Annotated in this window: 13 protein-coding genes; 3 read left to right on the top strand and 10 right to left on the bottom strand. The window is 63.0% G+C overall.

The annotated features are described in order from the left end of the window. Window positions 1–31: 31 nt before the first annotated feature. The 8 genes from L1K66_RS01875 to L1K66_RS01840 form a co-directional block, all read right to left on the bottom strand. Window positions 32–1207 (bottom strand): hypothetical protein, encoded by a 1176-nt coding sequence (locus L1K66_RS01875; RefSeq protein ID WP_252259372.1) that lies wholly within the window; start codon window positions 1205–1207, stop codon window positions 32–34. Between the two features lie 6 nt (window positions 1208–1213). Further along, window positions 1214–3412: a GumC family protein gene (locus tag L1K66_RS01870; RefSeq protein WP_252259371.1), complete on the bottom strand. Its 2199-nt coding sequence runs from the start codon at window positions 3410–3412 to the stop codon at window positions 1214–1216. A gap of 9 nt (window positions 3413–3421) precedes the next feature. Then, on the bottom strand, window positions 3422–4123 hold the full coding sequence (locus L1K66_RS01865; protein WP_252259370.1) for a polysaccharide biosynthesis/export family protein: 702 nt from the start codon (window positions 4121–4123) through the stop codon (window positions 3422–3424). A gap of 73 nt (window positions 4124–4196) precedes the next feature. Then, window positions 4197–6128, bottom strand: coding sequence for a nucleoside-diphosphate sugar epimerase/dehydratase (locus L1K66_RS01860; RefSeq protein WP_252259369.1), 1932 nt, complete (start codon window positions 6126–6128; stop codon window positions 4197–4199). A 113-nt stretch (window positions 6129–6241) separates the two neighbouring features. Then, complete coding sequence (gene fabI, locus L1K66_RS01855; RefSeq protein WP_034956593.1) at window positions 6242–7048, bottom strand: enoyl-ACP reductase FabI; 807 nt, start codon at window positions 7046–7048, stop codon at window positions 6242–6244. 13 nt (window positions 7049–7061) lie between these two features. Beyond that, window positions 7062–8003, bottom strand: a complete 942-nt coding sequence (locus tag L1K66_RS01850) for a YihY/virulence factor BrkB family protein (RefSeq protein ID WP_252259368.1) — start codon at window positions 8001–8003, stop codon at window positions 7062–7064. A 109-nt stretch (window positions 8004–8112) separates the two neighbouring features. After that, window positions 8113–9120 (bottom strand): DnaJ C-terminal domain-containing protein, encoded by a 1008-nt coding sequence (locus tag L1K66_RS01845; RefSeq protein ID WP_252259367.1) that lies wholly within the window; start codon window positions 9118–9120, stop codon window positions 8113–8115. 53 nt (window positions 9121–9173) lie between these two features. Then, window positions 9174–9491 carry a hypothetical protein gene (locus L1K66_RS01840; protein WP_252259366.1) on the bottom strand — a complete coding sequence of 106 codons (318 nt, stop codon included), beginning with the start codon at window positions 9489–9491 and terminating at the stop codon, window positions 9174–9176. A 233-nt stretch (window positions 9492–9724) separates the two neighbouring features. Between L1K66_RS01840 and pdxH the strand changes: the two genes are divergently transcribed. After that, complete coding sequence (pdxH, locus tag L1K66_RS01835) at window positions 9725–10375, top strand: pyridoxamine 5'-phosphate oxidase (protein WP_252259365.1); 651 nt, start codon at window positions 9725–9727, stop codon at window positions 10373–10375. 8 nt (window positions 10376–10383) lie between these two features. Further along, a complete protein-coding gene (locus tag L1K66_RS01830) occupies window positions 10384–11211 on the top strand; it encodes a PhzF family phenazine biosynthesis protein (RefSeq protein ID WP_252259364.1) in 828 nt (275 codons plus the stop codon). Here the strand turns inward: L1K66_RS01830 and L1K66_RS01825 are convergent. Continuing rightward, window positions 11196–12332 carry a serine hydrolase domain-containing protein gene (locus L1K66_RS01825; protein WP_252259363.1) on the bottom strand — a complete coding sequence of 379 codons (1137 nt, stop codon included), beginning with the start codon at window positions 12330–12332 and terminating at the stop codon, window positions 11196–11198. The two genes, L1K66_RS01830 and L1K66_RS01825, sit on opposite strands and share 16 nt — an antisense overlap. Window positions 12333–12367: 35 nt before the next feature. On the opposite strand from L1K66_RS01825, the gene L1K66_RS01820 reads away from it, so the two are divergent. Continuing rightward, entirely contained in the window at window positions 12368–12727 is a 360-nt protein-coding gene (locus L1K66_RS01820; protein WP_252259362.1) for a hypothetical protein, read from the top strand. Here L1K66_RS01820 and mnmA read toward each other — a convergent pair. Next, entirely contained in the window at window positions 12724–13896 is a 1173-nt protein-coding gene (mnmA, locus tag L1K66_RS01815; RefSeq protein WP_252260557.1) for a tRNA 2-thiouridine(34) synthase MnmA, read from the bottom strand. The genes L1K66_RS01820 and mnmA overlap by 4 nt on opposite strands. Between the last annotated feature and the right edge of the window lie 144 nt (window positions 13897–14040).

Here is a 14040-nt window from a genome sequence, read left to right as displayed (position 1 = left end):
TGCAGCATCAAGCCGCGCGCGCCAGCCGGGCTTAGCCCCGGGGTGTGATCGTGACGGCTTTGACGAGAACATCGGCGGGGCGAACCTGCGTTTCGGGGAGATGGATGGCGAGCCACTGATAGGGGCAGTCTTCCGTTACCTTCAGATCAGGGGAACCGGCTGGAACGGGTCCTGCCTTCGCGCATGACAAACGGGCTTCGGGGTTGGCGGTGGTGGCAAGACCGCCATTCTGTTCGGCTTCGAGACTGAGGGATGCGGAATATTCACCTTGGGGCAGCGCAACGAGCCGATAGGCGACCGTGCCTGTAGCTCCGCTCGAAACACTCAACAGCGCGCTTCCGCCATTCAGGGGCTGAAGATAGGCGGTGGCATCGTCGCCATTTATCCATGCGCCCGGATATTGCGGCTCTGTCTCGAACCTTGTGTCGGTGAGGCGAGATGCGCGCGAAAGCCCCGCCGCTCCGGCCAGATCGGCGACCGCCACCGCGTCGTCGAACCGCCCCTGCGCGGTTAGGACTCCTGCGAACTGGGCGCTGAATTGCGCCGGGATCACGTCCTGTCCGGCCAGCATTCGGTGCAGCTCGACGAAGCTTGAATAACTCTCGGGCGTGCGCAGTGCGTAGTAATAGAGCAAGCTGGCCCAAGAAGGCTGCATCGCAAGCTGCCGGGCTACCTCTTCCAGGATTTCGGGCTGGGAAATCGCGAGCGCGAGATTGCGACCGGCCGCATCCCTGAACCCGCTGCGACGCCGCAGCACGGCGTCGTAATGCTCCATCGCCGCGCCAATCTCCCCCTGCCTTGCTGCGGCTTCAATCAGGAATATCTGCGTTTGCGTGTCGCGCCGGCTGAGCGCGTGCCCGGCCAGCAACATTGCCCTGTTGGGCTCCTTGGCTTGCTCCGTCAGCGCCAGAATCCGCAACGAACGCGGGTTTAGCGGCCAGCTTTCGAGCGATTGGCGAGCCTTTGCGCTGGCGGAGGCAAAGCCTGCCCGCGCAGTTTCGCGATCTTCGGAAAGGGCATTGGCTGCCGCAGTGAATTCCTCATCCGCCGAACGCGAAAGCGCCTGCGCGTTGAACGGGAACAGGGCGATGGCAAGTTCGGGGTTTGTGCGTTCGGTGACTTTCGACGCGGCAGCAAGGAACATCACCCCAGCAACTGCGCAGGTGAGCCCTCCGACGAGCCATGGATTCTGCAGTGCCTTTGGCATTAGCGATCAGGCTTTCGTATCCTTGGCGTTGTCGCCATAGCCGTAGTCATAGCCGTAGCCGTAACCATAGCCGTATCCGAACCCTGATCGGCCCTGCTGCTCGTATTTGGTCACGAGCGCACCGAAGACATGGGCGTTGACGATCCGCAGGCGTTCAATCGAATTGCGGATGCCGCGCATCTGCACTCCGTTGGATTCGATTGTGTAGATGATTCCGTCGACAGAATTGCTGATCAGCGGAACATCGGCCAGCCCGAGCATCGGCGGGGCATCAACCACGACGATGTCGAACTGCCGCTTCAGTTCGGTGATCAGTTCGCCAAAGCGCCGGGTGGAGAACAACTCGGCTGCGTTCGGCGGCTGGGGCCCGCCGGTCATCACAGTAAGGTTTTCCTGCTCGGTTTGGGCGAGGAGAGCGGCCAGATCGCTGCTGCCGGTAAGATAGTTGGTCAGACCCTTTTCGTTGGCGATGCCAAGGTAGGTTCCCACTGAAGGCGAACGGATGTCCGCATCGATCAGGATCGTGCGATTGCCGGTTCGGGCCAGACTGATCGCGAGAGCGACAGCCGAACTGCTCTTGCCTTCGCTGGGCCGTGTGCTGGTGAGGATGAATGAATCCGGCAATCCTCGGTCGGTCAGCAGGCTGAGATTGGTCTGCGCCGCGACATAGGCTTCGCTGATCGCCGATTTCCGGTCGAGGACGGCGTCTATAACTTCGTCACCCTCCACCTTGGGGATGACGCCCAGCAGCGTCAGCCCCAGTTCGCGCACCGCCGTCGGATCGCGCAGCGAGCTGTCGATCTGTTCAAGCGCGAAGACCACACCTGCCGCAATAGCCAGCCCGCCGATCAGCGACGCCAGCAGATTGATCAGCAGATTGGGGCTGGACGGGGAACGCGGCACCTCGGCGCGATCCACGATCGAGACGTTGTTGGTGCCGACACCCGCCACGCCGATTTCCTTGAAACGCTGGAGCAGACCGTCATACAGCTGGCGGTTCGTGTCCACCTCGCGCTGATAGATGTTGTACTGGATCGAGGCTTGCTGTTCGCTCACCAGGTTCTGCTTGAGCCCGGTGATCCGACCACGCAGTTCCTGCTCACGCTGGCGTGCCTGTTCGAAATCGGTCCGCGCAGCGGTGCGGATCCGGGATTCTTCCTGGGTGATCGAACGTTCAAGCTGCGCGAGTTGCGCTTCGAGCGATTGCAGCGGCGGATATTCCGGCCCGAATCGCGCTTCGAGGCTGGACAGGCTGGCCGCGATTTCGGCGCGGTTCTGGCGCAGCCCGCTGAGCGTGGCATTCTCGACGATCGCGGTGTCGACCCCGCGCTGCAACCGGCTTTCCGCACGGATCCGGTCGGCAGTGGCAACGGCAAGCTCGGTGTTGAGCGCCTCGATGTCGGCAATCGTCAATGTCCGGTCGGTTTCGGTCCGGCCGTTTGCCGAGCGTTGCTGCGACAGGGTGACGATGCCCGAATTGGCAGCGTAATTGACCAGATCGCGCTCGGAGGTTTCAAGCCGTTCGCGCAAGGCTTGCAGCTGTTCGCTCAGGAATTCGCGGGCCTCGATCGAGGAGGCGAAACGGCGATCGAGATTCGACTGGATGTATTCTTCCGCCCAAGCATTGGTGATGTCGCGCGACAGCACCGGATCGGGCGAAGTAAAGCGCAGATCGACCAGTGCGGAGCCGCGAATGGGCGCAATCCCGACGTGGCGCAGAAACAGGTCCACGGCCTCGCGATTGCGCTCTTCCACCTGCTCGCGCGAGAGCGAACCGGCGCTGCCATCCTCAAGTCGCAGGCCTTCTTCCAGCTCGACGCCGAAGGTATTGAAGAAATCGTCGGTGCGCGTGAGGTTGAGCCGGCGCACCACGCGCGTCGCCAAAGAGCGCGCTTCGAGCAGCGCATATTGAGTCTGGTAGAATTCGAGATCCTGATCCGCATCGGACGGTGTCACCGCCTCGACATCGGTGACATTGTCCTGAGAACGGCGGATTTCGACCCGCGCTTCGGCGGTGAAGGCGGGCGTTTGCAGCAGCGTTACCGCAATGCCGGCGGCAACGGCGGCGGCGACAATCGCGATCACCAGCCAGCGTCGGCGGAACACGATGTCCCAATACCGCAGCAGAATGGGTTCGGCAGTGTTCGTATCAGTGACGAGCTGCGGGTGGGCCTGCTGTGGGAGCGGGACAAGAGGTGAGTTCATGATGGCGACTTAGTTTCGGGTAAAAAGGATCACGAGCGGCGAGGCCAGTGCGGGGGTTATGGTGACAAGCCGGTCAATCGCGCGGCGACGCGGGCTGTCACCAAGAACGATGGTGTCGTTGGCGTAGATGCGCGGGTCTTCGACTTCGCCCCGGCGCACCGCGTCGAGATCATAGACGGCGGCGTAGCGATCGGAGTCGATCTCGCGGAATATGACGACCTGCTCGCGCTGGGCAAACTCGGTCGGCCCCCCGGCCAGAGCAAGGGTGCGCAGCAAGGTCAGCTGACCTGCAGCAGCATAGATGCCCGGGCTTTTCACTTCGCCTTCGACAGCGATCGTCTGGCTGACGGTGTCGACGAGGTTGACCGAGACCTGCGGGTTACGGACGTAGCCTTCGCTGAGCCGCTGGGCGATCAGCCGTTCGACATCTGCTGGCGCCTGACCAGTCACCTCAATCGAACCGATGAAGGGATAGGACATCCGCCCGCTGCCATCGATCTGGACCTCGCGGGTCAGCTCTTCGACCCCGAAGACTTCGATCCGAACCTTGTCCAGCGCGCCCAGCTTGCCGGTGTTGTCGAGCGGCACCGGAAGCTCTGCTGTGTCGAGCACGGATACGAAATCCGTGCTTTGCAGCGGCGGGGCGTCCGAGCAGGCAGTCAGAAACAGGGCGGCAGCGGCCGTTGCTCCAAGGAATGATGGGAATTTCAAGAACCGGGTCTCCAATTGCTCGATTCGAGCATCTCATTGTTCTCGTGCGCGATTGTCATGGGGTGCGAAAGGGTCAATCCTGCGCCGCGACGTATTCCGGCACCATTTCGGCGATCAGTGTACGAACTGCGGCGGCATTCCCGGCGTCGAGCGCCTCGACCAAGTGCGAGAGCGCGTCAACCAGATCGTCGTAAGGCATGTGGCTCTCACGCGCCTGCATGATGCGCGGGTGCGGCGTGGGCAGCGGGTTGTCGCCGATCAGGAGCTCTTCATACAGCTTTTCACCTGGGCGCAGCCCGATCTCGGCGATGGCGATATCGCCATCGGGGTGCTCCTCCGACTTTTCCTTAAGCCCCGAAAGCCGGATCATGGTGCGAGCGAGGTCGATAATCTTCACCGGGTTGCCCATGTCGAGCACGTAGACTTCGCCCCCTTGCGCCATGGCGCCCGCCTGGATCACCAGTTCGGCGGCTTCGGGGATGGTCATGAAGTAGCGGTTGATCCGGCGATCGGTGATGGTAATTGGGCCGCCTTGTCGGATCTGCCGCTTGAACAGGGGGACGACCGATCCCGACGATCCCAGCACATTTCCGAACCGCACCATTGTCATGACGGTCTTGCCCGCCTTGTCCGGGCGAGCGGCGTGGGCCTGCAAGATCTGCTCGCACACGCGCTTGGTCGCGCCCATGATGTTGGTGGGGCGTACGGCCTTGTCGGTGCTGATCAGGATGAAGTTTGACACCTCGCAGGCCAAGGCGGCCTGCAGGGTGTTGAGCGTGCCGATGATGTTGTTGCGCGCACCGCCGATGACGTTGGCCTCCACCAGCGGAACATGTTTGTACGCGGCGGCGTGGAAAACCGTGTCGGGCCGATGCCGTTCGATGATGCGGCTTACCGAAGCGCGATCGGAGACGTTGCACAGTTCCGGGACTATCTCGAAATCCGCGCCGATTGCCTTGGCCTGTTCGCGAATGGCGCGATCGACCGAATAGAGCGCGAATTCGCCGAGTTCGAGCAGCACCAGACGAGCCGGAGCAAGCCGGGCGATCTGGGTGCACAGTTCGCTGCCGATGGAGCCACCGGCCCCTGTCACCACTACCGTTTTTCCGGTGATCGTCTGCGCCATCAACGCCGGATCGGGCGCGATCGGGGATCGGCCCAGCAGATCGGAAATGTCGATCTCCCGGAATTCGTTGATCGACACCCCGCCTTCGATGATGTCACGCACGTTGGGCAGAGCCATGATCTGCACCGGATTTTCACCCAGGCTTTCCATGATCCGTTGCTTGGCGCTGCGGGTGAGACGAGGAAGCGCGAGGTAGATGTCGCTGATGTCCTTGTTGCGCACCAGAGCCGGCAGATCGCTGGAATGGTAGACTTTCAGCCGGTCGAGCCGTTGCCCACGCATCAGCTCGTCATCGTCGACATAGCCTTCGATCCGCAGGCCCGGTTCGTGCCGCATCGCGCTCGCCAGGCGCATGCCAGGTGCCCCTGCACCGTAGATCAGGATACGGCGGGTTTCCCCGTTGAAACCGCCCGCCGCGCTGAGATCCAGGATGACGTAGCGGATCATCATCCGGCTCAGCACCAGCAGCAGGAAGAAGATGATCGGCTGCAGGACCGACAGCGTCCGGGGCACACCCGGCACCAGCCAGATCAGGAACAGCGTCACCATGGGGATGAGCATGATCCCGATGGCGCGCGCGATGCGCATCATCGTGCCGCTGCCGGAAAAGCGGAAGAATTCGCGGTAAACCCCGGTCGCGCCAGCGGCGAGGAACCAGAAGGCCAGCGCGCCGACAGTCAGTTTCGCGACATCTTCTGTGAACAGGCGCCATTCACCCAGCCGCAGGAAGTAGGCGAACCACACCGCGACAACGCACAGCACAGCGTCGCCCACAGCGACCAGAATACGTTTCTGGCCACGCGTGAGTTCATCGGCACGATCCACCGCCGCCCTGGCACGCAGAGCGAACGGCATAGCCGTCGAGGTATTGTCCAGCATGAGCGACCACCGAACAGAAAAACAGAAGCAGGAGCGTCACAAAAGGGGGCGCGCCTGCCTCATCGAGGGCTGTCGTCTACACACCGAGTGGGATTCGTTCAAGAAATCAAAGGTCAAGAAAGCGCAATATCGGGTGCATCTTCCTGTTTCATGCCGACCAGATGATAGCCCGCATCGACGTGATGCACCTCTCCGGTGACGCCGGATGACAGGTCCGAAAGGAAATAAAGGCCCGATCCGCCGACATCTTCGATCGTGATATTGCGCCGCAGCGGTGAATTCAGCTCGTTCCATTTGAGGATATAGCGGAAGTCGCCGATCCCGCTTGCGGCCAGTGTTTTGACCGGTCCGGCGCTGATAGCGTTGACCCGGATGCCCTTGGGTCCGAGGTCATTGGCAAGATAGCGGACACTGGTTTCCAGTGCCGCCTTGGCCACGCCCATCACATTGTAATGCGGCACAACTTTTTCCGCGCCGTAATAGGTGAGCGTCAGGATGCTGCCGCCGCTTTCGGGCATCATTTCCGCCGCGCGCTTTGTTACCGCGACCAGCGAGTAGGCGGAGATGTTCATCGTCATCAGGAAATTGTCGAGACTGGTGTCGACATATTTGCCGCGCAATTCGCTCTTGTCGGAAAAGCCGATCGCATGGACCACGAAGTCGAGCGTGTCCCACCGCTGCTTCAGTGTCGCGAAGGCCGCGTCCAATGACTCCATATCGGATACATCACATTCGAAAGTGAAGTCGCTACCCAGCTGTTCCGCCAGCGGTTTGACGCGTTTGGCCAGAGCCTCGCCCTGATAGGAAAAGGCCAGCTCAGCCCCGTGTTCGGCAAGCTGTTTCGCAATGCCCCATGCCAGCGACTTGTCATTGGCAAGTCCCATGATCAGTCCGCGCTTGCCCTTCATCAGCTGGGTCATGCCAAGTGTCTCCTCAATTATCCTGTGTCTGCGCGCCGGCCCCGCCCACCTCGGGCTCGGCCAGCGCCGCGTTCAATTCCGCCCCGATAACGAGGCCAAGCCCGACGAGCCAGAAAAAGAACAGCGCGATGATAATGCCCGCCATGCTGCCATAGGTCAGGCTGTAGGTGAAAAAGCTCCGCAGGATCGGCGGCAGCGCCGTGGTTACGCCAACCCACCATGCGGCGGTGAACAGCGCGCCGGGCCATTTCGGATAGACCTTTGCCCGGTATTGCTGCGGGGTCAGCGTGAAGAACAGGAGATAAAGCGACAGCGCGAGGCCGATCGCCGGGACGATCCGCGAAAGCCGCAATTCGTCGAGCACCTCGGACAATTGCGGGATCGTGGCGATAATAACCTGCTGCGCCGCGCCAATCGCGACCTGCGCGAACAGCGACACCATCAACAGCACCACCGATCCGAGGATGAAGCCCGCCGATAGCAGGCGGTTTTTCCAGAAGGCCCGGATCGCGCGGGTGCCATAGGCCCGCCGCAATATATCGCGGATGGTTTCGACGAGACTCGACACCGTCCACAGCGCGACGCCCGCCCCCAGCCACAGCAGCCATCCGTCGCGGGCGTAGATTATTTCCTCGGCGACCGGGCCGATCGCCTTGCTCACGGTGGGCGGCATCGCCATCAGCACCGTTTCCACCAGTTCGCGCGCGCGATCACGCCCGCCGACCAGTTCGAACAGCACGGCGCCGATGATGAAGAAAGGGAAGATCGCCAGCATCGAGAGATAGGCGAGGTTGCCAGCATGGATGAAACCGTCCTGCCATGTGCCCACCACCGTGCGCCGGACGACTTCAAACGGGCGCGTGCCGGGGCCTATCCGGCTGGCCAAGCCCGCGAGGCCGCTCGCAGCGGGCGGTGCAGCGGCATGGCTGGCGGTGAAATGCACCGGCTGCGACATGGCGCGCAGCCGCCGCGCTTCGGGTGAGAGCGAACGGATTTCCAGCTCGTGAAGATGCTATTCGGGGTGGCGGGGCGGGTGGCTTTCGGTTCCCAAGGCGCCGCCCGACCTAAAGCCCGAATTTCGCCCGCGGGCTGGCCGGGTCCTTCCAGTCGCCGAGCCGCTCCTTCAGCCCCTCGATATCTTCGGGCATCTGGATTTCGAGCGTCACCAGCTGATCCCCGCGCAGCGGCCTGCCCTCGCCATCCTTGCCCGATTTCTTGGTCCAGCCCTTGCCCGAAAGCCGCATCACCGTGCCGCCGTTGATCCCCGGTTTCAGAGTCAGCATCACCGGGCCATCCACCGTCGGGCATTTCACCTTGCCGCCGTTCACCGCTTCATCGAGCGTGATCGGCAAGTCCATGCGGATGTTGTCGCCATCGCGGCGGAAGAACGGGTGCGGGCCGACTTCGATCATCACGATCCCGTCCCCATTGCCGCCGGGGCCGGTGTGGCCCTTGTCCTTCAGCCGCATCTGCGTGCCGTCTTCGACGCCGCCGGGCAGCTTCAGATTGATCGCCTTGCCATTAGCCAGCGTTATGCGCTGGTCGCGGCCTGTCGCCGCGTCGACGAAAGGCACGGCCAGCCGATACTGGATATCCGCGCCGCGCCGTGGCGGTGGTGGCGGAGGCCGTGTGCCAAAGCCGCGCCGGGGCGCTTCCTGCTGGCGCGCGCGGCCTCCGAACAACCCTTCGAACAGGTCGCCCAGATCCACGTCGTCGGCGCCGAAGCCCTGAAACTCGGAATCGCGAAAGCCGCCGCCCGGACGCGCGCCCGCCCCGCCGAAACCCCGGCCGAAACCGCGAGCCCCGCCGCCCATGCCTCCTCCGCCCATTCCGGCAAAGGGGTTCATCGGATTGCCTTCGCCGTCGATTTCGCCGCGGTCGAACTGGGCACGCTTGTCCTTGTCCGACAGCAGATCATACGCCTTGGTCGCGTCCGAGAATTTCTCGGCGGCCTTGGGGTTGTCCTTGTTGCGATCGGGGTGAAGCTCCTTGGCGAGCTTGCGATAGGCGCTCTTGATCTCCTTTTCGGAGGCCGTGCGCGCAACGCCAAGGGTGCGATATGGATCGTTCATCTTGTGTGTTAGCTAGGTGAGACGGTGCCCGGGTGCAAGCGTCCTGCGCAAACCTAATGCGTGTTACGACTATTGCCGCTTCGGGCGCGCATCCGACCGGCGCCAAAGCCAAGGCCGTAGAAAACAAGAAAAGCGGTCAGGAAAACGCCGGCGCCGCCCGCTGCGGCCAAGAGCCCGATCCAGTCGCCGGTGATCGCGGCATAGACGCCTACGCCAATAGCGAAGATCGCTGGCAGGGTTCCATGCTTTCCGATCTCGAGCCCGTGAAAGAATGTCGGTGCGCGCAAACCGTCGAGGAATGTCCGAGAGGCAAACCACGCGAAGCCGATGCCGAAAAGCGCAATGGCAGTCCATGAATAGAGTGCGACCATATCCGCCGAAATAGCTGTGGCCGGATCGTGCGCCAAGCGCTTTCCTACCGGGGACGAGGTCCGTTATGCTCGGGCCATGTTTCACACGATCTATCGCTTCCCCCGCAAAGGGTTACGCCTTGTGCGAAAAAGTGACATTGCGGGCCGCGATAGTGATACTTTGCGGTTTCTTTCCCAGGACTGTGTTCCACATGTTCCATCCTGTTGGAAACCGCGCTTGAGGAATCCCGGAAATGAGCCAATCTGACCCCCTTAACCCGGCCCAATTGGGTGACACCATGATCCCGAGCGGTGCAGACCCTTACGCGCTGTTCGATTCATGGTTCGCCGATGCGCAGGCGAGCGAGCCGAACGATCCCAACGCCATGGCGCTGGCGACAGCGACGCCGGTTGGCGCGCCTTCGGTACGGATGGTGCTGCTCAAAGGGCACGGCCCGGCAGAAAGCGGGAGTGGCGGCTTCACCTTCTTCACCAATGCCGACAGCCGCAAGGGCGGGGAAATCCGCGCCAACATGCAGGCCGCGCTGCTGTTCCACTGGAAGAGCCTGCGCCGCCAGATCCGGATCGAAGGGCCGCTGGAGGAAGTGAGCCCCGAACGAGCCGACGCCTACTTCCACTCGCGCCCGTACAAAAGCCAGGTCGGCAGCGCTGCCAGCGACCAGTCGCGTGCCTTGCCTGTACGCCAGACCTATCTCGACCGGGTGGAGGCGATCTGGGCCAAACACGAAGCGGAAGGCCGGGTGCCGCGCCCGTCGCACTGGACCGGCTTCACACTGCGCCCCGCCGCGATCGAGTTCTGGATGGACCGCGACAACCGCCTGCATGACCGCCGCCGCTTCACTCGCACAGCAGATGGGTGGTCGGACACACTGCTCTACCCCTGAGGACACCCATGACACAGACGATCCCCTATTGGCATGTGGATGCCTTCAGCTCCGCGACCTTCGGCGGCAATCAGGCCGCGGTGATGGTGCTGGACGAATGGCTGCCCGATGATGTGCTGCAGGCAATCGGGGAGGAGAACATGTTCGCCGAAACCGCCTTCATCGTGAAGGACGCAAGGGGCGAGGCGGATTGGGAGCTGCGCTGGTTTACTCCGACGGACGAGGTCGCGCTGTGCGGCCATGCGACGCTGGCGAGCGGGCATGTGGTGCTGTCAGATCCCGCCCGTTTCGGTGACAGCGATCGCGTCACCTTCCGCACCCGCAAGGCGGGCGTCTTGGAAGTGGTGCGGATGGATCAGGGGTATGAGCTGGCGCTGCCGGTCACTCTGGTGGAGCCGAGCTCGCAGCCCGAACTGCTCGCAGCCATCGGCTTTCGCGGGGAAGCGTATCTGTCATGGCACGGGGCCGAGCAGACCGCGATCATCCTGATGGAGAGCGAGGATGAGATCAGGGCGCTCAACCCCGACATGGAAGCGCTGCGCCAGATCGATCTGATGGCGATCTGCACCGCGCCGGGCGCAAATTATGACATCGTCAGCCGCGTCTTCGTGCCGGCATGGGGCGTGGACGAAGACAGCGTTACGGGATCGGCCCATGCCGCGCTTGCACCCTTCTGGGCGGAGCGGCTAGGGCGCGATACCATGACGGCGCATCAGGCCAGCACACGCGGCGGCGACCTTGCGCTGCGGCTCGAAGGCAGTGGCAAGGATGCGCGCGCCTGGCTTGGCGGGCCGTGCGTGACTGTGGTGGAAGGAGTGTTCTACCTTACCGGGTAAAGCGCCAGGACATCGGCGGCCTGTTGCAACATGGGCGGGCGTTCCGCGCTGTCCGAATGGCCGAGCCGCACCAGCGTAACGCGCTGCTGAGGCGAGACGATCACATACTGGCCCATGTGCCCGATCAGCGCGAACATGCTCGCGGGCGCGCGTTCAGGGAACAGCGGGTGGCCGCCTTCGAGTTCGGGCTCGGGCCGGTTGAGCCAGATCTGGTAGCCATAGTGCTGCGACACGGGGCTTGGCTCCAGCATCGCCTCGACCCAGCGCGTGGGCACCAGTTGCTCGCCATCGGGAGCTTGCCCGCCGCGGCGCAGGAACTCGCCGAACCGGGCATAATCGCCTGCCGTCGCATGCATCAGGCTGCCGCCGATCAGCGTGCCCGATGCGTCGAATTCAGGCACGATGGAGGTCATGCCGAGCGGCGCGAACAGCCGCTGGTTGAGGTAATCCGCCACGGCTTTGCGCCGGGCATCGGGATTGTCGCTGTCGGTCAATGCGCGCGCTGCGATATCAGCGAGAATCACGGTGGTGTTGGACGAGTATTCGAACCGCTCCCCCGGTTCGGCTTCAAGCGGCTGCTCCTTCGCCCATTTCGCCATATCATCGCGCCCGTCGAGGAACAGCATCCGCACTTCCGAGGATTCGTAAGGCGGATCGCCCGCCTCGGTATGGCGCAGGCCCGAACGCATCTGCAGCAGGTGGCGCAGGGTGATGTCGGCGCGTGGATCGCCCTGCCGTTGCCAGAGCGGCACCGGAGCCGGCTCGTCCACGCTAAGCAAGCCATCAGCCACCAGCATCCCGATCAGTACGGCAGTGACAGTCTTGGCCATCGACCAGCTGACGAAGCGGGTGTCTGCGTCATAGCCGGGCGCATACCGTTCGGCAGCGACCTTGCCATCCGCCAGAACCAGCACGGCGCGCGTTTCGCCAAGCCCTTCCATCGTGAAGAGCTCATCGACCTGCCGTGCCAACTGATCCTTGGGCGCCCCCGCATCCTCCGTCACTGCATCCAGCGCTTCCTGTGTCAGCGGCGGAAGGGCGGGGTCAGGGGCGGAGCCGCAGGAGACAAGGCTTGGCAGGAGTGCCGCGGCGGCGATAAGGGACAGCGGGCGATACGTCATCGCGCACTCATTTCTACAAGGGTTCCAACAAAGCAATGGCAAATATGGGGTCGAATTCGCACAGCGGGCGGAGCGTGGCGGGAAGAGCTGCGTTCTGGATTATCGGCCTTGCGCTGGTTGGGATCGCCATTGCTGTCTGGTCCAATCGCACCGCCATCGGCGGCTATGCCGATGTGGGTACATCCTATGCAGCGCGGGTCGCCTGTTCATGCCGCTTTGTTGCCGGACGCACTCTGGAAGATTGCCGCAAGGACAAACTGGCCGGGATGGAGCTGGTATCGCTGAGCGATGATCCGGAAGGCAAAAGCGTCACCGCCAGTTTCCCGCTGGTGACGTCCAACACCGCGACTCTGCGCGATGGTTATGGCTGCGTGCTGGAGCCCTGGGAGGGTTAAGCCGCGACGGGCGACGTCGAATCGATCCACCCGCCGCCAACAACGCGCTCACCGGCATAGATCACGGCGGCCTGACCCGGCGCGACCCCGAATTCGGGGTTTTCGAAGCGGATCGTGGTGGCCGCCCCATCGCCCAGCGGCCCGTCGAGTGTGATTGGAACGGGCTTGGCCAGGCTGCGGACCTTGGCAGTGAGTTGCACGCCTTCGGGCAATTCCCCGATCCGGTTGGTTTCGATCAGCGCCGCGCTTTCGACACCGAGCATCCGTTTTGGCCCAACCCGCACCTCGCGGTTCGCAGCATCCAGACCGATGACATAGAGCGGTTCGGGCTGGCCGCCGATTTCCAGCCCTTTGCGCTGGCCGACGGTGAAATGGATGATGCCCTTGTGCTCGCCCAGCTGTTCGCCGGTCGCAGCATGGACGATTGCGCCGGGCGCTCCGCCTTCGGGGCGCAGCTTGGTGACGATCTTGGCGTAATTGCCGTCAGGCACGAAGCAGATGTCCTGGCTGTCAGGCTTGGCCGCATTGCGCAGTCCAGCCTTTTCGGCGAGCTCGCGCACCTGGGTCTTGGGTAGGCCGCCCAGCGGGAAGCGGATGTAGTCGAGCTGTTCCTGCGTCGTCGCGTAAAGGAAGTACGACTGGTCCCGCGCCGGATCGAGCGCACGGTGAAGATGCGGGCCGTCTGCCGCCATGACGCGCTGGACATAATGCCCGGTGGCAAGGCAATCGGCACCAAGTTCGCGCGCCATGCGGAACAGGTCGGTGAATTTCGGCCCCATGTTGCAGCGTATGCAGGGCACAGGGGTGCGCCCGGCGAGATATTCGTCGGCGAACTGCTCGACCACATCCTCGCGGAATGCGCTTTCGTGATCGAAGACGTAATGGGCGATGCCAAGCCGGTCTGACACGGCGCGCGCATCGGCAATATCGTCGCCGGCGCAGCATGCCCCCTTGCGCCCGGTTGCAGCCCCGTAGTCGTAAAGCTGCAGGGTAATCCCGATCACCTCTGCGCCGGTATCGGCCGCGAGTGCGGCAACCACTGACGAATCGACGCCGCCGCTCATGGCGACAACAATCCGGCAGTCCTTGGCCGGCCGCGGAAGGTCGAACAGCGCAGCGGTGTCCAGCCCGAATGTCGAGGGCTGCGTCAAGGTGGAGGGGGAGGTCATGATCGCCGCGCCATATAATGCGTAGGATGCGATTGCGCCATAGGGGCCACCCAAACCTTTCTGGAGGGTAAAGCTCGCCACACCCATTGCTCGGTATCGCGCAGCTTTACCACATTTTGACGTTCTTCGATCTAAAAGGTCCCT

Origin of the sequence: Erythrobacter aurantius (genome assembly GCF_023823125.1) — a bacterium.
GTDB classification, from domain to species: domain Bacteria; phylum Pseudomonadota; class Alphaproteobacteria; order Sphingomonadales; family Sphingomonadaceae; genus Erythrobacter; species Erythrobacter aurantius.
This window is presented reverse-complemented; position numbering and strand designations above follow the sequence as displayed.